Raw genomic sequence first — 23,044 nt, forward strand, 5'->3', positions numbered from 1 at the left:
TCGGAATCGATAACCGCTGAAAGCATCTAAGCGGGAAGCGAGCCCTAAGATGAGTCATCCCTAGGTCTTTAAGACCTCTAAAGAGCCGTTCGAGACTAGGACGTTGATAGGCATGGTGTGTAAGCGTTGTGAGGCGTTGAGCTAACATGTACTAATGACTCGTGAGGCTTAACCATACAACCCAGATGGGTTTTGCTAGGTGGTTATAACCTTAGATTTTAGATAGAGCACTTAGATAGTGTGACTCAATTACAAAAAGCAATAACAGCTTTCCGAATTAATCTAATGGCTACAGAGAATAAAGTAGCGGTTAGATAACAAATTTGTCTGGAGACAATAGCATTGTGGTCCCACCTGAATCCATTCCGAACTCAGCAGTGAAACGCAATCGCGCCGATGGTAGTGTGGGGTTTCCCCATGTGAGAGTAGGTCATTTCCAGACGCCTAATTAGCTTTTACTATAAGTGAAAGCGAGTCTCCTAGCCTTGACACGTTAGCGACTAAAAAAGAATTTAGACTTCGGTCTAAAGGAGCGGTAGTTCAGTTGGTTAGAATACCGGCCTGTCACGCCGGGGGTCGCGGGTTCGAGTCCCGTCCGCTCCGCCAACATAAAGAGAAAAGCCTCATCGATTGATGAGGCTTTTTTCGTTTTGCACGTTCGAAAAAGCGGTAGTTCAGTTGGTTAGACTCTTTTGAATAGCAAGCGGCCTGTCTCGTGTGCCGAAGGCACACGGGCTTAAAAGCAAGTCCGCCCCAGCTTACGCGCTCGTGAGCTTGTGGCTATCGCCACCCTCGCCCACCAACATAAAGAAAAAAGCCTCACCGATTGATGGGGCTTTTTTGTTTTACGCGTTCAAAAATCATAGTTGGTCTGGAGATAAGTGCTTTCACTCCCCACGTCAGTTAGGGGTTGGCTAGTACCAATAGTCGCCCACGGTGCTTAGATAAAGCTTTTTCTCGTAGGTGCCGGTATTTTTATGTTTCTGGCATCCAAACATCCTGAATGGCCTTTCGAGGTCGGTGAAGTGTTTTTCAGCACGACATATTTCTATATGCAGATTATCTGATTTTATTTTCTGAAAACTAAAACATACATAACAAATATTTGTTTTAGTGCTTCCTTATAATGTGAAACTCAGTACACTAGGCAAGTGTTTAATGCTTTGTCTTTAGGTTGTTCAAGTGGATTGTCGATTAGGTTGTGGTGCCTGCTGTATTGCGCCATCTATAACTAGCCCAATACCTGGAATGCCCAATGGCAAGCCTGCTGGCGTGCGTTGCGTCCAGTTAAATGACGATAACTTGTGTAAGATTTTTGGTCAGCCCGAACGCCCTGATGTTTGTGGTGCTTTTGTGCCTTGTGAAGATGTTTGTGGTGATACTAATGAGCAAGCATTGATCTTAATCACTGAGCTTGAACAAAGTACTGGCTAACTCTTGGCAGTAGAAGTAGCAACAGAAGTAGAGTAACTGAAGTATGAAACTAACTCGATATACAGACTACGGCATTCGTATTTTGATGTACGTGGCAATGCAGCACGAGCGTGAAAAGCTGTTTCGTATTGCAGAAGTTACCGAGGTATTTACTCTGTCGTCAAATCATGTGGCAAAGATTATTCACCACCTAGGCAAGCTCGGTTATATCAATACCATTCGCGGAAAAAGCGGCGGCTTTAAACTGGCAGTGTTACCTAGCGAGATCAATTTAGGGCAATTAATACGTGAGCTGGAAAACTCATTGGCCCCGATTGATTGTGATGAACCAAGATGCCGCTTCACGTCTGTATGCGCATTCAAAGGCATACTTGGTAAGGCTGTTGCTGCTTATCTTGCCGTGTTAGATGAATATACCCTTGCTGACATTGTAGTGAATAAGTCAGAGTTGATGTCGACTTTATCTGATCTTGCTATTCCAGTGTTGACGCTTGAGTCGTAGTCACTTGTTCTGCAATTAAGTTAGGCTTGGTATTACGGTCAAGCACATTTGCCACAATCTCACCATTAGCGTCATATAAGCTAGATGCGCTGACTAGCCTCACCCCATTCTGGGTGAGTAAATTCATATTCTTCTTTAAGTAACTCACCGTTTCAGGGTATGGGTGACCAATTAGGATGACTTGCCCTAGCTGCTTTGCTTGATCAATAGCTAATCTGAATTGTTTGTCTAGCGCGCTATAACGTTTGTCATTGTCTAAAAACACTTGTCGATATAGCAGCGGTACGCCTGCTGTTTCAGCTTGTACTGTTGCCTTGCTAAATTTAGTGGTTACGCTGTCGACAAAATAGAGATTCTTTTGCTTTAGGCTCTGCATGACCCACTTCATTGGCGTTGATAGCTGGGTAAAGAAACTACCCATGTGGTTATTAACGCCTTTAGCAAACGGAATGTCTTCTACGGCATCAATAACTGTTTGTTTGATTTGCCGCTCGTTCATTTGATTGGTGAGCCCACCAGGACCTAGCTTGCGACCGTCAAGCGACTGCATAGGAATGTGCAGCATGATCTCGTGACCATTACTGTAGCCCTGCTGAGCCAAAGTTTTGCCTAGTGGCGTATGTGGTAGCACAGCAAGGGTGATATTAGGATCTAATGACAGCACAGCTTTGTCCGTTTGCCGATAACCAATATCGTCAATAATAATGGCGAGATTGGCGGCAAATGCCGGAAAGCATGTCAGTAAACATGTAACTGTTAATAGTAATAAGCGCACGGTTCTGAGTAATCGGTATATAGTTTTAGTTATTATTTTGCGAAATCCAATTAATTGCAGAGCTTATATGTAGGTCTTTAAGAGGATCATCTAAATTATAAGCTGTGATTATAGGCACATTTGTGTTTGTTGATACAGTGTTAAAGTCGACTTTTATGTCTGGAGCGATGCCGACACTGTGAATGTCATTGCCCTTAGGTGTGTTGTATTTGGCAATGGTTAGTTTGATGGCATTTCCTTGAGACAACATAGGAATAAGGCTTTGTACAGTTCCTTTGCCAAAGCTTTTCTCTCCCAGTAACACGGCTCGGTCATTTTCTTGCAGCGCCGCTGCTAACACCTCTGAGGCCGAAGCCGAGCCTTTATTGATCAGTACCGCGACTGGCAACTGGTTGAAAATAGTGTGCTTAGAAGCATAGTAGTCTTCATTGGCATCAAAAAAGCGTCCTTGAGTCGAGACGATGCGTCCTTTATCGAGAAATAAATCGGCGATTTCGATAGCTTGATCTAACAACCCACCCGGATTATTGCGCACATCCAAGATTACGCCATCTAGCTGCAGCTCTTGCCAGGCTATAGACTGTTTAATAATGGCCTTGGCTGCATCAGACTGAAAATTGGCGATATTAATGTAACCAATATTGTTGATTACTCTCGCCTGGATTGACTCAATGTGCACGTGGCTTGGTGATATGATCAACTCGCGCTGCTCATCTAAAGCATCAGATACTACAGTTAAGTTTATCGCCTGGTTTTGCTGGCTATGTTGTTTAATACCCGTGAGCACCATGTTGAGGTTACTCTCAGTTACCTCTACTTCATTGAAGTGAGAAATCACATCACCGGGCATAATACCGGCGTTAGCTGCAGGGGAGCCTGCAAAAGGAGTGATGACGGTTATTTTGCCGCCTTCAGTCGCAACCTCGAAGCCAAAACCAAAATACTCACCTTTATTGCTGTCGGTAAGGGATTGGAACGCTTGACGATTAAGGAAGCCTGAATAGGGGTCGAGGTGTTTAAACACACCATCAATTGCCGCCTTGATAAGCTCTGGGCGCTCGACCTGATTAAGGTAATAAGTTTCGACAGTGTCGATAACATCATATAGCAGCGCTAAATCATATTCTTGGCCGCTGGATTCTGCTCGAATGAAAGTATGTTCTGAGCTAGATAAGCTCACTGACATTGCAACAAGTACGCCGCAAATAAAGCATGCTAGATAACGCAAAGACTGGTGCATAACATCCCCTTGTGAAGCAAGGGCGGCGTCATCACGTGTGCTTTATAAACCAGATTGGTTAGCGACAATATCTCGCTGGGTTGACGGCTTGCCCTTTGTGCCTTATCTCAAAGTATAGGCCAGGTTCTGCTTGTCCACCTGAACGTCCTACTAATCCGATGGATTCGCCTTTGCTCACTGCATCGCCGACTTCGCGTAAAAGCGCCTGGGCATGGCCATAGAGGCTCATATAGCCTTCACCATGATCAATGACTAAAACCATACCAAAGCCGCGTAACCAGTCTGAATAAATGACTTTTCCGTCGGCAACCGCTTGAATATCTTGGCCTTCAGGTGCAGATAAGATGGTGCCTTTCCAGTTAATTTGCCCTGAGCGGCGGCTACCGAATTTTTTCGATGTCCGGCCTTTGGTCGGCCATTTTAGTTTGCCCTTCAATTTAGCAAGACCATCCATGCTTGGGCTGTTCTTAGCGGCGCGCATTGCCTGCTGCACGATTTGCTTAAGGCTGGCTTCTTCGATTTGCAGCTGCTCAAGCTCAGCACCTTTGCTTGATAGGGTGCGCTGAAGCTGAGTTAGGGTTTGCTGACGCTGATTTTGTTCGGCTGAAAGAGTTTTGGCGTACTTTTGTTGACTCAATATGGTTGAGTTGAGCTTTTGCTGTTGTTGTTGTTGCTGGCTTACCACTTGATTTAATTCTTGCGCAGTAGATTTTAAATCAGCGATAGCCTGCATGCGGGCGTTATTGAGGTATTGATAGTAAGTTAGCATACGCTCAACTGTGGCAGGATTTTGCTGGTTGAGCATCATTTTGCTGTAGTCGTGATTGCCGGCAAGGTACGCGCTTGATAATTGCTTTGAGAGTGTCTTTTGTTGTTTCTGCTTGCGTTTATCTAGCTCAACACGCTGCAGGTTTAATTCTTCGAGCTGTTTGTTTAGCGAGGCGAGCTCAGTCTTAGTTTGATTAACTTGCTGCGCGGCTTTGGCGATGGCCTTTTCATCGCTTTGTAGCAGCGCGATCAGCTTTTCACGTTGTTTGCTGGTGTCTTGTAGTGAGCTTTGCTGCTTGGAGATCTGAGCCTGAATTGCTTTAAGCTCTGATTGACGTTTTTCAAGATCAGCACTTTGGGCAGAAGAGGTTAGCAATAAAAAGCCAGCGATAACGCTGGCTTTAACAAGGTGTCGAAGGATCACGTTTATTCTTTTACTCTGTTATGTCGATGATGCAACGTCCTGACATTTCAGCAGGAATCTTTTGTCCCATCAACGATAACATAGTCGGAGCGATATCGCTTAATCTTCCGTCAGCTTTTATTTGTGCTTCACGGCCGACATAAATAAATGGTACTAACTCGCTAGTATGGGCAGTATGTGCCTGACCTGTACTTTCATCAGCCATTTGCTCAGCATTACCGTGGTCGGCAGTAATAATGCACTCGCCGCCTACTTTTTGTAGCGCTTCAACTACGCGACCAATACAGCTATCAACCGCCTCACAGGCTTTAACTGCCGCATCAAAACTACCAGTGTGACCAACCATGTCGCCATTAGGATAGTTACAGATGATCACGTCATAGTCGGTAGACTCGATAGCACCGACAAGTTTGTCGGTTAGCTCAGTAGAGCTCATTTCTGGCTGTAAGTCGTAAGTTGCCACTTTAGGTGATTCAATAAGAATACGGTCTTCGCCCTCAAATGGCTGCTCTTTGCCACCGTTGAAGAAGAAAGTGACGTGTGCATATTTCTCAGTCTCAGAAATACGTAGCTGCTTTTTACCCAAGTTTTGTAAGGTTTCACCTAGGGTATTAACCAAATCTTCTGACGGGTAGGCAATAGGGGCGTTAATGTCTGCAGCGTACTCGGTCAGCATAACAAAGTTAACTTCAGGCGTTTTATTACGAGCAAAACCATCAAAGTCAGCATTGACGAAACTGCGAGTAATTTGACGCGCGCGGTCAGCACGGAAGTTCATAAAGATCAGTGCGTCACCATCATTAAGTGTGGCGATGTCACCATTAGCGTTAGTAATAGCTGATGCCGCCACAAATTCGTCGTTTTCATCGCGGGCATAAGCGGCTTCTAGTGCATCAACCGCGTTGCTATAAGTATGCTCAGCTTTACCTTCGGTAATTAGCTCATAGGCTTTAGTCACACGTTCCCAGCGGTTGTCACGATCCATGGCGTAGTAGCGGCCAATAATCGATGCCACTTGACCGCAACCTTGCTCGGCAAACATCTCGCTAAAGTGCGCTAGGCTACCTTTGGCGCTGCGAGGTGGCGTATCACGACCGTCTAGGAATGCATGCAAATAAACTTTTTTGGCACCGCGCGCGATGGCAAGCTTGCACATAGCTTCGATATGCTCTTCGTGGCTATGTACACCGCCTGGTGACAATAAGCCCATAATGTGCACCGCGCCGTCGTTAGCAATAGCTTTATCAACAGCTGTAACTAATGCTGGGTTGTGGTCGAACTCATTGTCAGCAATGGCTTTGCTAATGCGGGTGAGTTCTTGGTAAACAATGCGGCCTGAACCGATATTAATATGGCCGACTTCTGAGTTACCCATTTGACCATCAGGCAAACCTACGTCAATACCTGAGCCCGAAATCAGACTACTAGGGTAAGTGGCGCTAAGCTTGTCTAGCACTGGCGTGTTGGCATGATAAATTGCGTTATCTTTTGGATTGTCACGGTATCCCCATCCATCGAGGATCAATAACGCCAATGGGCGTTTTGCAGTTGTCATTGTGCTACCTCTTAGTAAGCAAAGTTTGAATGTTAAGAAATTGGCGATGAAATTTTGAATTGTATGAATATTACTACTTATCCTGCGGTGTAAAAAGATCAAAGGGCGTATTGATGCGTCTGGTGTTATAAATTTTCAATCTAAATTACAAAAAACGCTGCAATGCTGGTCGATGCCTGATTTGAAGCGATTCTTTGGTGAAACTTCAATAGCAAAACTATATACTCGTGGCTCGTTATTAGCGTCAATGTCTCTAAATAGGCTGTAAACATGCAAGAATACATTCAATTTTTTCAAGCTAACCCAATTCTAAGTCTGGCTTGGGTTGGTTTATTTGTGGCTTTTATTGTGACCACGGTTAAGTCAGCAACCTCAAAAGTAGCCAACATCAATCACCAAACATTGACTCAAATGGTGAATAAGCAAGACGCCATTGTGGTAGATGTGCGCTCAAAAGATGAGTTTAAAAAAGGTCACATCGTAGGGGCGAAAAACGTCACTATGTCTGAAATCAAAAATAATCAAGCTACAAGCCTTGAAAAGCATAAAACTAGTCCCATTATAGTTGTATGTAACGCTGGCATGACTTCATCGCAAGCAGCGCAACTACTGGTTAAACAAGGCTTTGAAAGCGTATCTAACCTAACTGGCGGTATGACTGACTGGAAAGCAGCAAACCTGCCTGTAGTTGCAGGTAAGCGATAAGTAGCTGACAAATAAAACCGCGTTTGCAGACATGCATTCGAAGGTAAAAACATAGGATCCTGCTTAAACAAAGGGCTTAGTAATAAGTTTCAATTAGGTAGACCGAGACGGGTATAAGGGTTAGGTGATTCACTTAACCCACTAACAATAAACCCGATAAATAAGCATCAACAAATTATATTATTAGGTAGGACATCATGGCTGAAGAAGTAGCAAACAACGCAGAAAACCCACAGTTCAACATTCAACGCATCTACATGAAAGATGTGTCTTTTGAAACGCCAAACAGCCCAGCTGTTTTCCAAAAAGAGTGGACGCCAGAAGTTAAACTGGACCTAGATACTCGTAGTAACAAGCTAGCTGATGACACTTATGAAGTGATTTTATCGCTAACTGTGACTGCTAATAATGGCGACGAAACTGCGTTCTTATGTGAAGTTCAGCAAGCGGGAATTTTCTCAATCGCTGGTCTAACTGAGCCACAACTAGCTCACTCACTAGGTGCATACTGCCCTAATGTACTATTCCCATACGCTCGCGAAGCAGTTAGCAGCTTAGTTTCTCGAGGTACTTTCCCACAACTAAACCTAGCGCCAGTTAACTTTGACGCACTATTTGCTCAATACGTTCAACAGCGCCAAGCTGAAGCGTCAACTGAAGAAGCAAACGCATAATTACTATGAGTAACACTGCCGACATTACGGTACTAGGGGCGGGGTCTTACGGCACCGCCCTTGCCATCTCTCTTGCGAGTAATGGTCACCGAACCTTGCTTTGGGGTCATGAGCCTGAGCACATGCACAAATTGGCAAACGATCGCCGTAATGACGAGTTTTTGCCAGGGATTGATTTTCCTGACAGTCTCGAAATTGAAGCTGATTTAGCAACTGCGCTAGCTGCCAGCAATAATGTGCTGGTTGTGGTGCCAAGCCATGTGTTTGGTGAAGTGCTGCAATTAGCAAAACCTTTGCTACGTGACGATGCGCGTATTGTGTGGGCGACAAAAGGCCTTGAGCCTGAAACCGGTCGTTTACTGCAAGATGTTGCTCGCGAGCAGCTTGGTGAGCAGTTCCCGCTAGCGGTATTGTCGGGCCCGACATTTGCCAAAGAGCTTGCTGCTGGTATGCCAACTGCAATTTCTGTAGCCGGTACTTGCCCTGAGTTTACGCAGGACTTAGTAGACCTTCTGCACAGCCCTAAGCGTTTGCGCGTTTATGCGAATGAGGACTTTATTGGCCTGCAACTTGGCGGTGCAGTTAAAAACGTTATCGCAATTGGCGCGGGTATGTCTGACGGTATTGGCTTTGGTGCTAATGCTCGCACAGCGTTAATTACTCGTGGCTTAGTTGAGTTAACTCGTTTAGGCGTGGCGTTAGGTGCTGGCAACAACACTTTTATGGGCATGGCTGGCTTGGGTGACTTGGTATTAACATGTACCGACAACCAATCGCGTAACCGTCGTTTTGGTTTGGCGTTAGGTCAAGGCAAAGACGTTGATACCGCGCAAGTTGAAATTGGCCAGGTGGTTGAAGGTTATCGCAACACTAAAGAGGTTTACACTCTTGCTAAACGCTTAGGTGTTGAAATGCCGATTACTGAGCAAATTTATCAGGTGCTATACCAAGGTAAGCATCCGGCTGATGCGGCTAAAGAGCTGCTTGGGCGTGACAAAAAGATGGAAACGCCAGAGAGCTAATTGGCTTGATAACGAGCAGTGTTTTATCGATAAAAGGGTGCTAATATAGCGCCCTTTTTTGTGTCTGATTAAAAATCGCCCAACATTTGGCTGGCTGATTTTAGTGGTAAGTGAGAACAAACGTGAAACATCAAGATGTGATCATTATTGGCGCGGGAGCGGCAGGCTTAATGTGCGCCGCAACGGCGGGTTATCGCGGCAAGCAAGTGCTGGTACTAGATAATGCCAAGCAAGCAGGGCGTAAAATTTTGATCAGTGGTGGTGGGCGTTGTAACTTCACTAACCAAAAAGTTGAGCCGCACCAGTTTATTTGCGCCAACCCTCATTTTGTTAAATCTGCACTGGCGCGCTATAAGTCGAGCGACTTTATTGAGCTGGTTGAGCGTCATGGGGTTGAGTACCACGAGCGCGATCACGGCCAGCTATTTTGCAATCACTCAGCCAAAGAAATTGTCACCATGCTGATGACTGAGTGTGATTGGGCGAGTGTCAATGTGCAGCTGCGCACCGAGATCGCTAAAGTTGAAAAGCTAGCTTCTGGTCAATTCAAACTGACTACTTCTAATGGTGACTATAGTTGTGATTCGCTGGTCATTGCCACTGGTGGCTTGTCGATGCCAAAACTTGGGGCGACACCGTTTGGCTATCAATTAGCTGAGCAGTTTGGCTTAAAGGTGCTGCCAACTAGTGCAGGCTTAGTACCATTTACCTGGCATGCTGAGCAAAAAGCGCAGTTTGAGGGATTATCTGGCATCGCTGTGCCTTCGACCATTACTGCCGAAAACGGCACTCAGTTTAGTGAAGCCTTGCTATTTACCCATCGCGGTTTATCAGGCCCCGCGGTACTGCAAATTTCTAACTATTGGAAGCCAGGGCAAGCAATCCACATCAACCTACTACCTAATGATGATGCCATCGAGTTAATGACATCTGCTTTAGAAAGTAGCCCTAAACAAAGCCTGCGTAACACCCTAAGTCAGTGGCTGCCAAAGCGTTTAGTAGAAGCCCTGTTTGGCAGTGCGCAATTAGATAAAGCGCTCAATCAACTTGGTCACGGTGAGCGTGATGCTATTGCCAAGCAGCTAAACAAATGGTCGTTAGTGATGAACGGCACTGAGGGTTATCGCACCGCAGAGGTAACCTTGGGCGGCGTTGATACCAATGAGTTATCGTCAAAAACCATGGAAGCGAAACAAGTACCGGGCTTATTCTTCGCCGGTGAAGTAATGGATGTCAGCGGCTGGCTCGGCGGTTTTAACTTCCAGTGGGCATGGTCATCGGGTGTGGCTGTGGGAATGGCGGTGTAAAGGTAGAACTAGCATTTTGTGTGCACACTCAAATGCTATGGTTTGAACGATCAACACGCCTTAATCAAGCTATTGCTTTGACAAACGTTTTTTAAGCGGCTCCAAGTGATGACGTTTAGCAAATAAGATAGGGATCAGCACAAAGGTTAACTCCCAGGCCAAACTTGAGTGCAGCGCTGCGACTATACTTAGTGCTGCAACTAAGGGCTCAGATAGTGTGTCCTTACTGCGAGCTTGTAACTTGTCAATATCAAGCCCTTCTATACGAAGCTCTGGGTGGTTAGCCAATCGGCGCCACCCTAGCCACAACATGACGCCCACAGCTAATAGGTTCAAGCTATAGACCACCAAAATTAGGGTTTGGCTGTCATCCACATTTATGAACTGATTAGTTACCGGGATCAGCATCAGAAAGGCCAGCAACCACAATTGTTGCATCATCAAGCTGCGGTCTACATGCTTCATGACAGAGAACAATTCAACGTGTTTAACCCAGTTAGCTGCTATTACGGCAAATGTAAGTAAATAGACACCCATTTCCGGCAGGTTTGCCATGAGTAGCGCATTGATTTCACTCGCAGAAGGTTCGCTGCTAATTGCGGGTAACTCGACATTACTTATCAGTAGAATAAGACTGAGTGCGAATACATTGTCAGCTAATCGCTGCAGACGCATTTTTGCCAGTTGTGGGTCTAGCATATTCGTTTTCCTTTGCTTTAGTCACACACCTGGATTTTAGTCTACTTTAGAAAGTCACTAATTAGTACTTTGTGCTCTAACCCTTAATATAGCTTGCCAGTGCAATAAAAAATGGCACACCGACAAGCACGTTAAATGGAAAGGTGATCCCAAGTGATGCAGTAATAGACAGCCCGGCGTTGGCCTCGGGTAAGCTTTGTTTCATCGCCGCAGGCACTGCAATATAAGAAGCACTTGCGCCTAACACGGCAATAAGTGCAACGCCGCCTGCGCTTAGCCCATCAGCACCCCTAAACCGATACCCGCGCTACCGCCAATGAGTGGCATCAATACCGAAAAGCTGATTAAGAACAGGCTGTTGCTCTTTAATGTTGATAATTGCTCTGCAGCGACCATACCCATTTTTAATAAGAATAGCGCCAGTACACCAGAGAAAAGCTGCATAAAGAATGGCGCGAGCTTTTGCACGCTGTCACCACCCACAAAACCAATGATTAGACTGCCGAGCATCAGCAATATGCTTTGATTGGCAACCAGTTCATGTTTGATAAATTCAGCATTGACGATTTTAAAACTGCCTTTTGCCAGAATGAGTCCAACAACAATGGCTGGCATTTCCAGTAAGACGACGAACAGCGGAAAGTAAGCTTCATATTTGATGTTCGCCGCTTCAAGTAAAGCAACTGCAACTGCGTAGGTGGCAACACTGACTGAACCATAGTGCGCCGCAACTGCGCCAGCATTGATTTTATCTAGCTGACCAAAGTAGCGCAGCAGCGGGTAGGCGATAAGCGGGATAATCAGGCCAAAGCCTATGACGGCGAGCGACATGCTAAATAAGGCAGGGTCAACGTGTTGTTGCAGTGCAATACCACCTTTTAGACCAATTGCCACCATTAAAAACAAGCTAAGTGACTTGTATAAGCTGTCTGGAAAGCTCAGCTTTGCACCAAGCAATTGACTGCCGGCACCTAAGATAAAAAATGCTACCACTGCATCAATCATGGCTATTTCTCGCGAGAGTATTGGTTAGCGTAGCTTGCGCGTTGAAGTTTGAGCTGTTTGAGAGAGCTAACCACAGCCAGGCTGAATAGTGTTAGTGCTAAGGCTGCAAATGCAGGCATTGTTTGCCCAATCAAAGAGCTTAAAACATAAAAGCCGCTAAGTACTAGGCTTGTGATAACTGCCAGTGCTGATGTTCTGCTTAACATGTACTACCTCATTCATGCTTGAGTGAAATTTCGCCAAAGTTTACATTTACATTTGATTAGATAAAAATAGATATTTACTAATATTTAATTAGATTTTTATCTATGGATGGTTGCCATGTCTTCACGATTGCATGCACATATTGGTACCTTTCGACAGCTTGAGATTCTTCTGGCACTACATGAGCAAGGCAGTGTCAAGGCGGCTGCTGAGACTTGTTTTCTGACTCAGCCTACCGTTTCGATGCAGCTAAAAAAGCTTGCTGATGCCATTGGTATGCCGCTTTATCAGCAAGTAGGGCGCAAGTTGCAGTTTACTGATGCGGGACTGGCAACAGTTGCTACGGCTAAGCAAATTCTGCAAAGCTGTGAAGAATTAGACATGCAGCTTTCAAGCTTAAAGGGCTTGCGATCAGGTACGCTGCGCATCGCTTGTGCAACCACGGCTAAGTACTTTATTCCACATTTGCTGGGGCCTTTTTGTGAACGTTATCCTGGGATTGAGGTGCAATTTACTGTGGCAAACCGCCAACAGGTGATAGATAGATTAGAGCAAGGCTTGGATGACTTTTACGTATTCAGTTATGTACCTGAAGGGTTAGATATTGAGGTGGCTGAGTTTATGCCTAATGATTTGGTCGCGATTGCTAAGGCCGACCATCCATTGGCGCAACAGTCACAAGTGTCGCTGCAGGCGTTTTGTCAGGCAGACTTTTTAATGCGCGAAGCGGGTTCTGGTACCCGTTATTCAATTGAGAACTTCTTTAAGCAGCAACAGTTACAGCCCAATATTAAGATGACCATTGCCAGTAATGAGGCAATTATCCATTCAGTGTTATCTGGTTTAGGTGTGTCGATTCTATCAGCGCACACCTTGGCATTTGGTGAGAATTACGATGTTAAGGTGCTCAATGTAGAATCTTTGCCGATTGTGTCGCAGTGGACATTTGCCTGGGCAAAATCGCGCGCGTTATCACCCATTGCGCAGGTGTTTCTTGATTATGTGAACACTCAAGGCCGTAGCGAAATGCAGCAAGCATTTAGTCTATAGGCTTGAACCGCATAATTAGTTGCTGGTGGTTTTCCCTGTTGCCATGGTTGGCGTTTCTTCAAAGCGGCAGGCATGAGTATGGCGATTAAATTGCTCGACGAATTCTGGGTAGCGTTTAACAAACTGATTGCCAAAATACACTCCTAGCGGCAAGGTGCGGTTGTGTACCACTTCAAACATTTCCATTGGTAAACCGGCTTTAGCAATTGCATCCTCAAACAGCAACTTATTTTCCATCATAGCGTCGATTCGGCCTTTTTGTAGTAGAGCGAGTAGCTCATTGATATGGTCCGCTTGATGAATTAATTGAAAGTCATTTTGTTTAAGCCAATAGGTGGTGTTTGAATGTTTGCGACTACCAAAATAGGCTTGTTGCTTAATGGTTTGTGGATCGAGTGGTACTTGAGTTCCCTTTAGCAGGTAATAATTCCAGGTTTGCGCTATAAAGGGTTCAGAGAATACCGCATAGCTGTCGCGTTGGTCGTTTTTGGCTGCCGAGAAAAATCCATCATACTTACCTTGCTCAACGGCAAATTGCGCTCTTCCCCAGGGTAAGAAAATCACTTTATACGGCTGCTGCAGCCGTCGCATCACACATGCTAGCGCATCAATTGCTGCGCCGGTTTGATCATTGCCGGTTTGCATTTGATAAGGCGGCCATTCCTGGGTGCTAATGGTGATGATTCGATCTATTTGCGTAGCCTGGGTTGTAGATACCAAGGTTATGGTTAGCAATATGGCAGTGATTGCAGTTAAACAATAACTGCCAAGTCGAGTAAGTAGGTTAGGAGGGATGCGAGCATAAGTGGTCATAGGTCTAGTACATCGCCATTATTGTTATTTTTAATAGTATTAGCTTAGTCTAACGGGCTTAGGAGTCAAAAGGTGGCGATATATTTGTCTGGCTTGTACGAATAGAGACGCTTAGCCTAACCCCATTACTTACTCATAACATAAGTGGAGCTAGCAATATTAAGATAGGGGCTAGTGCTGCGCAGCTATTACGGCATCATAAAGCTCAATTTGATCTTGCTTGGCACCGGTAACGTCTTGATGATCTGGCACTTTAAGCAGACTGGTTTTGTTACTTACTTGCATCACTTCAAGGTAAACCGGCTGCTCAGGTGGCATCCAGGTCGACAATACGGCGTTGTTGAGAGGGATGTTGTTCAACTTAATGTGCTGGAATTTATCGCCTTTTTCTACGCCATGTAAGGTGCCGATATTAACCGTGACATATTCATCACCGCTGTTGATCACGATAGCCTTGGTAGACTCGCAGCTGAGTTTGCGGTTAATGTCTTGCGCCACTTTAAACAAGGTATTCACCACAGCTTTGCCGTATTCGCTGCGCCAAAATAAGCTATTAGCCATATCGACACGACTATAGCTGTCAAACGACCAAGCACCTTCACCATGGTATTCCTCTTCTAACAAGATGCTGTCGCTGATACGGTCATACATAAACATTTTAATGGTGAAGTTTCGCATCGGTACTTTAGTCTCACTGACCAAGTTGGCAGTAATTTGGTCGAATAGGCTGATGTCGCGCAGGTAGCCAAACACCAGGTATTGGCTCTGAAATTGGTTGTTGAGTCCGTGGGAAATATCTTTAACCGACTTGAGGTTGATGCTGTCAAAGCTCGATGTCGGCTGGAATACCATTTCTGGAATTAACTCTTCTACGAAGATATTTGGTTGATTACTCAGTTCATTTTTAATGCGAGAAGCCACATGAAATGGCAGGGCTGCAATATCACCGGCAGCAGCCTGGGCAGGTGTTAACATCGGGAACTGAGCGACAATCAGCTGCTTTAGATAATCGTCTTTGACGCAATTGGCCGCAGTGTGCATATTCACTTTGAGGTTAATTGTCAGCTTACCGCCAGCAATCGCCTCATTAAGAATGACGATTTCGCTGATCTGCTGATTCGACACCAATTTGCTTTGGGTGCTTGTTAGTAATCCGCCAGTGACGGTGTTTTCAATGCTGATAAAGCTACTTGCTTGCAAGGACGCATTCTCAATAGCTTGTTCGATCGCTTGCTTGCGGATTTGGTTATAGTTATTGCCATCATAGGTGACAGATGCCTGGCCTAAATACCATTTGGCGAAAGCTGGTGACACAGGCAGCAATAAGGCGATTAAACAAAGGGATAGAAAGTGCTTCATTAGTTAACCAAATACGCTGAGCAATTTAGAAATCAGTGACGCGTCTTGGTTATCTTGTTGCTCGCCTTTGCCGCTGACTTCTATCACAGTATTTCCCACCATTTGTGAGTCAATGGAGTGATCAGCTGCTATGTCGGTCACTCTAATTTCCCCTGAAAAGCGCACATATTCATCACCTTTGTTGAGTTTGAACCACTTCTCTCCAGCCACGATCAAATTGCCGTTTGGCAGCTTTTCTCTAACCGCTACGGTAATGGTGCCCGTCAGCGAGTTATTGTGGTTGCTAGCAGATGAACTATCGAAGTTTTCTTCTTGCGAGTAGTCGGCACTAAGATTGCCCTCGTTAATACTAATGCTGCCAGCGTTAATGTTGGGCGACATATTGAACTCGTCAGAACGGTCTTTTGAGTAACTGATGGACTTTTTTGAGGTCATGGCTTCATTAAGGCGGATCAAAATCATATCGCCGACTTCGTAGCGATTGTTATTTTGGTAAATGCTGTAGATATTGTTGGGGTTGAACAATGAGCCGGTAACTTGTTGCGCTTGTTGGATATGGTTGTTTCTTACCGGGCGATATTGAGGATCGCCGCGTTGCACTTCTTCTTTAGTGCTGGCCACATTGACCGTGGTGTCTTCTTTGGTTGGCACCTTGATTTCAGCAACTTCTGTGCTGCTGCAAGCAGTAATGGTAACCAAGCACAATGCCAGCAAAATAGTGTTTATTTTCATTATGTTCAGCTCAGTACGGTATTCAGGTAGTCCATTTAAAACTAAACAAATTAGCGAATCTACGCCCTTTACAATAACTCCTTGGGTTCTCCTTTTTTTCTGCACAATCTCGATTTAATTGCACATTATCATGCAGTTATCGGTAATGGCCTTTGAGCAAAGCTTGAAGGCGTGAGCTAATTTGAGAGTGTATATGTCGATACAAGATTCTTGGTCCTGGCTGCAATCTACTATGAGCTTTTCAATTGGCAGTAATGTTGATGAGGTGAGTGCGGCCTCTGAGCAACAGTCTGCTGATGAGTTTACTGGCATCCTGCAGCAAGCGGCTGTTTCACAGTCTATGTCGCGAATGGTTAGTGTTGATGTACCTGAGTCCTTATCGTCTGTCAGTAGCTTTTCAGTGAGTGCAATTCAGCAGCAGTTGTTATCAGAAGTTGGCTTAGCCGACTTAAATAGCTTGTCGCTTAACGTAAGTGATGCGGTGATATCAGAGTTACAACAAGGCTTTTTGATGTCGCTGCAAACGAGCATGGTGCAAAGTGCCATTAGTAACAATGTTGCGGCAACCACAGATGCTGAGCAGCAAGCAGAATCAGGCGATGGCTTAGATAGTTTTGCAACTTATGCTTTTGGTGATGACGGGCTGAACGCTCAAGATGCGATCGACACGCTTAATGTGCTTAATCACACACCTATCGTTTCTAGCGTGTATCAAGGGCTTACGGGGAAAGAAGTTAGCCCAGCTGCCAATGTTGTTGGCAGTGCATTATATGCAGGACCAATGGCAGCGGGCGCGACGGCTGTTGAGCTTGGTGTTGATTACTTTAATCAAAATCACTCTACAGGATTATGGTCTGCAATGAGTTCGATGTTTAGCGAGCAGGCGGCATCTGATAACGCGAACAACGAGTAGATACCAATAGTGTTGCCAAGCAATTGCAGCAACAGAATGAACGGGAGAGCTATGTTTAATCGAATCGTGTGGGTTGGCTGTTTATTGTTGTTTGGTCTATCGCTATTTGGCTGTGAAAGCGTTGGCTATACTAATGACAGCGATAAGTCAGACTATCCGGTATTAACCGCAGTTGGTTATGCACCCATATCACAGCAACCCGCGCTTTTGGAGAAAGAAAAGGTGCTGCAAGCCATGGAGGCGTCAAAAATTCTGGCTTATCGGGAGTTAGCTGAGCAAGTTTATGGAATGCAACTTAGCTCGAGCTCAGCCGCCAAGGGTTACTTTCTCAATAGCATAGACACTAAGGTTAAAATACAAGGCGTGATCAAAGGTGCCAAAGTCGTTAAAACCTATCCGGTTGATGGCTTTTATGTCACTGAATTAGAGCTAGATTTTAAACTTGTGCGTGATTTATATATGCAATCTGAAAGCCCAGTTCAATCCAATACCTTGATTGTTGAGCCGGTGAAAAATTTTTAGTGATTTAATGTGCTTAGGCTAGCGCTGCCAACCTAAGCAGTCGCTTAAATTACAGCTGATTAAGAAAGTAAGGAATGATCAAGGCGTTAGCCAAGTCGATAAAGAAGGCACAAACTAGCGGTACGATAATAAATGCTTGTGCGCTATGGCCGTAGCGTTGTGATACAGCTGCCATATTGGCCATCGCCGTTGGTGTCGAGCCGAGCGAGATCCCACCAAAACCTGAGCAAATCACTGCTGCATCATAGTTTTTCCCCATTGCTGGAAATACCACGAAAATATTGACCAGAATCGCGATAATAAACTGCGCAGCTAAGATTGCGAAAATAGGCCCGGCAAGATCGATGAGTGTCCATAGCTGCATACTCATTAACGACATGGCTAAAAAGGTACCTAGAGATATATCGGCAATTAAATCGACTGCGGCAGTGCGCGTTGGCCATGCCGTACCTGTGAGTCTTGGATAGGTTTTCGGTACTAGGTTGGTGATAACAATACCGGCAAATAAACAGGTAACAAACAGCGGTAAATCTAGTCCCAACTCACTAACTAGCTCATTTAAAAAGAATCCCAAAATCACACAGATGTGAATGGCCAGTAGTGCGTCGAGAAAATCAAATGACGTCATTCGTACCGGCGTTTCCGTTTCTTTACCTTTCGTTTCAGCAATATCTGTTTGAGGTGTTGGAGCGAGTTGGTGCTTGTTGATCAAGTATTTGGCAATAGGTCCACCCATCAAGCTGGCTAGAATGAGTCCGAAGGTTGCACTGGCGATACCAATTTCCATGGCGGTTGTCAGTCCAAACTGTTCTTGAATTTTAGGTGCCCAGGCGATGGCTGTACCATGTCCGCCAATGAGCGATACGCTACCGCCTAACATGCCGACTACGCTCTCTTGACCAAAAGCGGCGGCCACACTGATACCAGTGAGATTTTGTAAAATCATATAGCCGATGGTAACAGCAAGTAAGATGATGAGTGGTTTACCGCCTTTGAACAGGTCCCCCAGGCTGGCGTTTATGCCGATAGTGGTGAAGAAATAGACCAGTAGTACGTCTCGCGCCATGAGGTCAAAACTGACTTCGACGTTGGCGAGGGCATAGATAAGGCTAAAAAGCAGCGAAAAAATGATTCCGCCAGATACTGGTTCGGGGATACTGAACTCTTTTAAAAAGCCAATAACCTGATTTAACCTACGACCAATAAACAGCACTATGATGCCGATGGTCACGGTGAAGAATGAGTTAAGCTGTAGTACGCCGTCTGTAAATTCCATCTATCCCTCAGAACCAGGTTACTTAATTAGTTAATGCTCAAGCTAACAGAGTTTATGCCCTTGAGAAAGTGTTGATAACTTTCTGCAAGTCAGCGGTTTATGTAGCTTCTGTGTTATCGGCTCGAATTGGCTTTTCCGTATGGTGAACCTAACTGCTGAAGTAGTTGTGAATTTGATCACGAATTTAAGGGTGCACTTTCTATTCACCCTAGAAGCATGACACGTATCACTAATCGCTTTTTTCCCTATGGTATACCTGCACAAAGTTCTGCAAGTCTGACGGGGAGACTATGTTTACGTTACACATGTTATTGCTGCTGTGCGTCATTTTTATTGGCATTCGCTATGGTGGAATAGCCTTCGGTTTATTAGGTGGTTTAGGGGTTTCGGTACTGGCTTTTGTATTTGGTATTGCGCCAGGTACGCCGCCAATTGGAGTGATGCTAATCATCCTTGCCGTGGTTGCGGCATCTGCCACACTTGAGGCAACCGGTGGCTTAAAGCTGTTAGTTCGCTTTGCTGAGAAGCTGCTGCGTAAACACCCTGAGCACATTGTCTTCCTCGGGCCTTTATGTACGTATTCGCTCACTGTGCTGGTGGGTACAGGCCATTCGGTTTATCCATTACTGCCGGTAATTTACGATGTAGCTTACAAAAAAGGCATTCGCCCTGAACGTCCGCTTGCGATGGCCTCGGTCGCCTCACAAATGGGGATTACTGCTAGCCCAATTGCGGCCGCAGCCGCTGTGGTGATGGCTACTGCGGTTGATAACAACCTAGATATTGGCCTAGTTGATGTGCTTATGGTGACCATTCCCGCAACGCTATCCGGTCTTTTAGTTGCCTGTATTTGGAGCTTAAAGCGCGGTAAAGACTTAGATAAAGACCCTGAGTTTCAAGCACGTTTAGCAGATCCAGAATTTAAAGCAGGGCTGGTGGATAAAACCGATGCCATTGAGCAAACCGCTGCAGAGCAGTCGGTTGCTAAAAAAGGGCTAGGTGTGTTCTTGCTGGGTATCTTGTCGGTAATCGTAGTTGCCATGTTCAGCAAGGAGATTCTGCCTCAAGGCGTGAAAATGTCGGTGGCGATCCAGTTTATGATGCTGTCAGTAGGCGCCATCATCTTACTGGCAACCAATGTTAGTCCAAAGAAAATTGCTAGCAGCAATGTATTCACCGCAGGTATGAGCGCAGTGATCATCATCTTTGGTATTGCCTGGATGAGCGACACCATTATTAGCCATCACAAGAGCGATTTGGTCGATGCGGTGAAAGACATTGTGGAGGTATACCCGTGGACATTCGCGATTGCCATGTTTGTGGTATCGGTATTCTTGAAAAGTCAGGCTGCGGTATTAACCATTATGTTGCCACTGGGCTTTAGTCTCGGCATTCCTGCGCCTGTGCTTATTGGTGTGCTGCCGGCTTGTTACGCTTACTTCTTCTTTCCGTTTTACCCAAGCGATCTCGCTGCAATCAGCTTCGACCGCTCTGGCACAACCCGAATCGGTAAGTATGTGCTTAACCATAGCTTTTTAATTCCGGGCTTTATTGGAGTGATCACCGCAACGGTTACCGGTTACTTTATTTCAATGGCGGTGAACTAGGTACAAACTCACGCAATACTATTAAATTTAAAGGCTGCCCAAGGGCAGCTTTTTGCTTTAAAGCGTATTTAGTTGCACAAGATAATTTGCGATTCGTTAATAACTAGGCGGTCGGTCTACTTTGTTCTATCATTAGTGTCAGTTTAGTCATATTAAAAGTAAACAAGGACATTAGCTGTGTGAGTGACATAGCTACGGATGAGAGTTATGAAAAAGTCGTCTACCAGCCGTCAGGTTATTTGCAGTGCCGGAGAGCGTTTGTTTTCGCAGTTTGGTTTAAGCGCTGTGGGTATCAAGGTTATTCTTGATGAAGTGGGGATCCCCAAAGGGTCGTTTTATCATTACTTCAAAAGCAAAGAAGCCTTTGCTGTGTGTGTGGCTGAGCAATACTTTGAGCAAACACTGGCATCTATTGAGTTCGATGAGCAGTTAGATTTTAAAGAAAATCTATCGACCATGCTGACGGCCTACCATGGCATGCTGGATGACTTAACCAGCGTGAGCCCGATTAAGGGCTGCTTGTTGGCGAATTTAATGATTGAAGCCACCGATAATTTCCCAGAGCTCAAAGCCTCGGTTAATAGCCTGTATGAGCGCTGGATTGAGCAGCTTGCGCAGTTGTTCTATCAGGGACAACAACAAGGCTTTATCGCGAAAGAGCGTGACACTTCATTTATGGCGCATGTGTTTTGGAATCAGTGGCAAGGCGTGGTGTTGCGCTTAAAGATAGATGGCGACAAGCAAGCTGCTAAGCGCAGTTTGGTGCAAAGCGTGCAGTTAATGACGCGCTAGTTTAATGCATCCGCATGAGTCGTTATTGAAGTTTGAGGTGAGCTTAAATGTGTAGTTTTGCTCGGGTGCTAAACGTCATTGTTGTGGCAGTGCTGCTAACGCTAACTGCATGTAGCTCAGCGCCGCCACCTCAATCCACCCCTTCATCTCAAACAAGCAAGGTTACTCAAGCTAACTGGAACGAAGCACGCATTCGCGCTTTTTATCAGCAGTGGCAAGGCGTGCCGTATCGTCTTGGCGGCATGGATAAGCGTGGTACAGATTGCTCTGGTCTGGTGGTATTGGCCTACCAGTCGTTAGTTGGCGGCAGTATACCTCGTACTACTGAGCAGCAAACCAGCTTAGGCTATAAGGTAGCCAAGTCGGAATTACAGGCAGGCGATTTAGTGTTTTTTAAAACCTCTTGGCGTGGCAGGCACGTGGGTATTTACCTTTCAAATAGGCAGTTTTTACATGTATCGAGTAGCCGCGGCGTGATGATTTCGAGTCTTGATAACGTGTATTGGCAGCCAAGATATTGGTTTGCGTCACGCTTAGTTAATTAGCCTAATGCTGCGCGGCGACTAATCGCCAATCTTGCGTCGAATTGTGCTAGTTTATGGCCACTCTTGAATGCAAAAAGCTGAATACAAAAAATTGAATACAACAAAGACAGATAAGTTGTCGTCGCTTATGTGAATGAGTGAGTGTTTCAGTGCGCTGAGGCGACAAGTATGAATATGAGGATAGATTAATGACGAAAGCAAAAATCGGTATTGTTACCGTGAGTGACCGCGCCAGTGCCGGTGTGTATGAAGACATCTCAGGTAAAGCGATTATTGATGTGCTAAATGAGTACCTGACCTCTGAGTGGGAGCCGGTTTATAAGGTGATCCCGGATGAGCAAGACGTGATTGAAGCAACGCTTATCGATATGGCAGATAACCAAGATTGCTGTTTAGTAGTTACTACCGGTGGTACAGGCCCTGCTAAGCGTGATGTTACCCCAGAAGCAACAGAAGCTGTGTGTGACCGCATGATGCCTGGCTTTGGTGAGCTAATGCGCGCTGAGTCATTAAAGTTCGTACCAACGGCAATTTTGTCGCGCCAGACTGCAGGTTTACGTGCAGATAGCCTGATTGTGAATCTGCCAGGTAAGCCAAAGTCTATCCGCGAGTGTCTAGATGCGGTATTCCCAGCGATTCCTTACTGTATCGATCTGATGGAAGGACCTTTCCTGGAATGCGACGAGTCAGTTATTAAGCCGTTCCGTCCAAAAGCTAAGTAGCTTTCTGACGCTAAGCGGCTTAGCTGCATGCAAACAAAAGCCGCGCCTGTACATATACAGTCGCGGCTTTTTCTATTGCCTTGTTCTTTGAGTAAACGGGGCTAGCTGTTCAAACTTATTCTACAAACGATTAATTTGCTGCTTAACCTCAAACCCTTCATCCGTGACTAACTTCTCTAGCACTTGCACACGCTCTTTTAATGCCTGGTTTTGCGCTTGTAGGTCGGCAACATGACTGCTGAATTGGGCATCTTGCTTTGATGATGCCTCAGCTGCTTGACCCGCGAGTTTCCCTTTTGGGTACTTGGCTTTCATATAGTATTTAAATAGCTCGGTGGCGGTGGTTCCCATAACTATCAATGCCACTAAGGTGATGATTGCGATATCGTTTTCCATACT

At 45.4% G+C, this 23,044-nt stretch carries 23 protein-coding genes, 1 tRNA gene, 2 rRNA genes and 1 pseudogene (1 of these 27 cut by a window edge); 16 read left to right on the plus strand and 11 right to left on the minus strand.

The genetic code is table 11. The features are described 5' to 3' along the window. The 5 genes from EXU30_RS10585 to EXU30_RS10605 all read left to right on the plus strand — a co-directional run. Positions 1 to 176, plus strand: a 23S ribosomal RNA gene (locus EXU30_RS10585); it begins 2,713 nt to the left of the window's first position. Positions 177 to 326: 150 nt separating this feature from the next. After that, positions 327 to 442: ribosomal RNA gene (rrf, locus tag EXU30_RS10590) — 5S ribosomal RNA — on the plus strand. 87 nt (positions 443 to 529) lie between these two features. Then, positions 530 to 606: transfer RNA gene (locus EXU30_RS10595), tRNA-Asp, on the plus strand. 576 nt (positions 607 to 1,182) lie between these two features. Next, positions 1,183 to 1,434: a YkgJ family cysteine cluster protein gene (locus EXU30_RS10600; RefSeq protein ID WP_130599872.1), complete on the plus strand. Its 252-nt coding sequence runs from the start codon at positions 1,183 to 1,185 to the stop codon at positions 1,432 to 1,434. Positions 1,435 to 1,477: 43 nt separating this feature from the next. Continuing rightward, complete coding sequence (locus EXU30_RS10605) at positions 1,478 to 1,936, plus strand: Rrf2 family transcriptional regulator (RefSeq protein ID WP_130599874.1); 459 nt, start codon at positions 1,478 to 1,480, stop codon at positions 1,934 to 1,936. Here EXU30_RS10605 and EXU30_RS10610 read toward each other — a convergent pair. From EXU30_RS10610 to gpmM, 4 genes are read right to left on the minus strand one after another with little or no spacing between them, the layout of a single operon-like run. Beyond that, positions 1,908 to 2,711: a divergent polysaccharide deacetylase family protein gene (locus EXU30_RS10610; RefSeq protein ID WP_242620192.1), complete on the minus strand. Its 804-nt coding sequence runs from the start codon at positions 2,709 to 2,711 to the stop codon at positions 1,908 to 1,910. The two genes, EXU30_RS10605 and EXU30_RS10610, sit on opposite strands and share 29 nt — an antisense overlap. Positions 2,712 to 2,736: 25 nt before the next feature. Further along, complete coding sequence (locus EXU30_RS10615) at positions 2,737 to 3,951, minus strand: S41 family peptidase (RefSeq protein ID WP_130599876.1); 1,215 nt, start codon at positions 3,949 to 3,951, stop codon at positions 2,737 to 2,739. A gap of 58 nt (positions 3,952 to 4,009) precedes the next feature. Continuing rightward, positions 4,010 to 5,143 (minus strand): murein hydrolase activator EnvC family protein, encoded by a 1,134-nt coding sequence (locus tag EXU30_RS10620; RefSeq protein ID WP_130599878.1) that lies wholly within the window; start codon positions 5,141 to 5,143, stop codon positions 4,010 to 4,012. A gap of 10 nt (positions 5,144 to 5,153) precedes the next feature. Next, positions 5,154 to 6,698 carry a 2,3-bisphosphoglycerate-independent phosphoglycerate mutase gene (gpmM, locus tag EXU30_RS10625; RefSeq protein WP_130599880.1) on the minus strand — a complete coding sequence of 515 codons (1,545 nt, stop codon included), beginning with the start codon at positions 6,696 to 6,698 and terminating at the stop codon, positions 5,154 to 5,156. A gap of 270 nt (positions 6,699 to 6,968) precedes the next feature. On the opposite strand from gpmM, the gene EXU30_RS10630 reads away from it, so the two are divergent. The 4 genes from EXU30_RS10630 to EXU30_RS10645 all read left to right on the plus strand — a co-directional run bounded on the left by EXU30_RS10630 (position 6,969) and on the right by EXU30_RS10645 (position 10,406). Beyond that, on the plus strand, positions 6,969 to 7,403 hold the full coding sequence (locus EXU30_RS10630; RefSeq protein WP_130599882.1) for a rhodanese-like domain-containing protein: 435 nt from the start codon (positions 6,969 to 6,971) through the stop codon (positions 7,401 to 7,403). A gap of 197 nt (positions 7,404 to 7,600) precedes the next feature. Continuing rightward, positions 7,601 to 8,077, plus strand: a complete 477-nt coding sequence (gene secB / locus EXU30_RS10635) for a protein-export chaperone SecB (protein ID WP_130599884.1) — start codon at positions 7,601 to 7,603, stop codon at positions 8,075 to 8,077. A gap of 5 nt (positions 8,078 to 8,082) precedes the next feature. Next, a complete protein-coding gene (gpsA, locus tag EXU30_RS10640; protein WP_130599886.1) occupies positions 8,083 to 9,099 on the plus strand; it encodes an NAD(P)H-dependent glycerol-3-phosphate dehydrogenase in 1,017 nt (338 codons plus the stop codon). A 122-nt stretch (positions 9,100 to 9,221) separates the two neighbouring features. Next, positions 9,222 to 10,406 carry a BaiN/RdsA family NAD(P)/FAD-dependent oxidoreductase gene (locus EXU30_RS10645; RefSeq protein ID WP_130599888.1) on the plus strand — a complete coding sequence of 395 codons (1,185 nt, stop codon included), beginning with the start codon at positions 9,222 to 9,224 and terminating at the stop codon, positions 10,404 to 10,406. A 69-nt stretch (positions 10,407 to 10,475) separates the two neighbouring features. Here the strand turns inward: EXU30_RS10645 and EXU30_RS10650 are convergent, their stop codons facing one another. Continuing rightward, the gene (locus EXU30_RS10650; RefSeq protein WP_130599890.1) at positions 10,476 to 11,105 is read right to left on the minus strand and encodes a TMEM175 family protein; all 630 of its coding nucleotides are present in this window, start codon (positions 11,103 to 11,105) and stop codon (positions 10,476 to 10,478) included. A 76-nt stretch (positions 11,106 to 11,181) separates the two neighbouring features. Beyond that, positions 11,182 to 12,110 (minus strand): annotated as a pseudogene (locus EXU30_RS10655) (sodium-dependent bicarbonate transport family permease). A 321-nt stretch (positions 12,111 to 12,431) separates the two neighbouring features. Between EXU30_RS10655 and EXU30_RS10660 the strand changes: the two are divergent. Further along, a complete protein-coding gene (locus EXU30_RS10660) occupies positions 12,432 to 13,364 on the plus strand; it encodes a LysR family transcriptional regulator (RefSeq protein WP_130599892.1) in 933 nt (310 codons plus the stop codon). Between the two features lie 15 nt (positions 13,365 to 13,379). On the opposite strand, the gene EXU30_RS10665 is transcribed toward EXU30_RS10660, so the two are convergent. The 3 genes from EXU30_RS10665 to EXU30_RS10675 all read right to left on the minus strand — a co-directional run bounded on the left by EXU30_RS10665 (position 13,380) and on the right by EXU30_RS10675 (position 16,268). Further along, positions 13,380 to 14,177: a substrate-binding periplasmic protein gene (locus EXU30_RS10665; RefSeq protein ID WP_130599893.1), complete on the minus strand. Its 798-nt coding sequence runs from the start codon at positions 14,175 to 14,177 to the stop codon at positions 13,380 to 13,382. A 171-nt stretch (positions 14,178 to 14,348) separates the two neighbouring features. Continuing rightward, on the minus strand, positions 14,349 to 15,536 hold the full coding sequence (locus EXU30_RS10670) for a flagellar assembly protein T N-terminal domain-containing protein (RefSeq protein WP_130599895.1): 1,188 nt from the start codon (positions 15,534 to 15,536) through the stop codon (positions 14,349 to 14,351). 3 nt (positions 15,537 to 15,539) lie between these two features. Further along, positions 15,540 to 16,268 (minus strand): flagellar basal body L-ring protein FlgH, encoded by a 729-nt coding sequence (locus EXU30_RS10675; protein ID WP_130599897.1) that lies wholly within the window; start codon positions 16,266 to 16,268, stop codon positions 15,540 to 15,542. 193 nt (positions 16,269 to 16,461) lie between these two features. Here EXU30_RS10675 and EXU30_RS10680 point away from each other — a divergent pair, with 193 nt between their 5' ends. Then, the gene (locus tag EXU30_RS10680; protein ID WP_130599899.1) at positions 16,462 to 17,181 is read left to right on the plus strand and encodes a hypothetical protein; all 720 of its coding nucleotides are present in this window, start codon (positions 16,462 to 16,464) and stop codon (positions 17,179 to 17,181) included. Between the two features lie 51 nt (positions 17,182 to 17,232). Further along, entirely contained in the window at positions 17,233 to 17,703 is a 471-nt protein-coding gene (locus tag EXU30_RS10685; RefSeq protein ID WP_242620193.1) for an LPP20 family lipoprotein, read from the plus strand. A 49-nt stretch (positions 17,704 to 17,752) separates the two neighbouring features. Here EXU30_RS10685 and gltS read toward each other — a convergent pair whose 3' ends face one another. Continuing rightward, complete coding sequence (gene gltS, locus EXU30_RS10690) at positions 17,753 to 18,979, minus strand: sodium/glutamate symporter (protein ID WP_130599901.1); 1,227 nt, start codon at positions 18,977 to 18,979, stop codon at positions 17,753 to 17,755. Between the two features lie 290 nt (positions 18,980 to 19,269). Between gltS and EXU30_RS10695 the strand changes: the two genes are divergently transcribed. The 4 genes from EXU30_RS10695 (at position 19,270) to mog (ending at position 22,645) form a co-directional block, all read left to right on the plus strand. After that, on the plus strand, positions 19,270 to 20,586 hold the full coding sequence (locus EXU30_RS10695) for an anaerobic C4-dicarboxylate transporter (RefSeq protein ID WP_130599903.1): 1,317 nt from the start codon (positions 19,270 to 19,272) through the stop codon (positions 20,584 to 20,586). Positions 20,587 to 20,793: 207 nt separating this feature from the next. Continuing rightward, positions 20,794 to 21,378: a TetR/AcrR family transcriptional regulator gene (locus EXU30_RS10700; protein ID WP_165399005.1), complete on the plus strand. Its 585-nt coding sequence runs from the start codon at positions 20,794 to 20,796 to the stop codon at positions 21,376 to 21,378. A gap of 47 nt (positions 21,379 to 21,425) precedes the next feature. Beyond that, positions 21,426 to 21,923, plus strand: a complete 498-nt coding sequence (locus tag EXU30_RS10705; protein ID WP_130599907.1) for a C40 family peptidase — start codon at positions 21,426 to 21,428, stop codon at positions 21,921 to 21,923. Between the two features lie 188 nt (positions 21,924 to 22,111). Beyond that, a complete protein-coding gene (gene mog, locus EXU30_RS10710) occupies positions 22,112 to 22,645 on the plus strand; it encodes a molybdopterin adenylyltransferase (RefSeq protein WP_130599909.1) in 534 nt (177 codons plus the stop codon). A gap of 120 nt (positions 22,646 to 22,765) precedes the next feature. Here the strand turns inward: mog and EXU30_RS10715 are convergent, their stop codons facing one another. Further along, complete coding sequence (locus EXU30_RS10715; protein WP_130599911.1) at positions 22,766 to 23,041, minus strand: hypothetical protein; 276 nt, start codon at positions 23,039 to 23,041, stop codon at positions 22,766 to 22,768. Between the last annotated feature and the right edge of the window lie 3 nt (positions 23,042 to 23,044).

It is taken from the genome of Shewanella maritima, from assembly GCF_004295345.1.
GTDB lineage: Bacteria > Pseudomonadota > Gammaproteobacteria > Enterobacterales > Shewanellaceae > Shewanella > Shewanella maritima.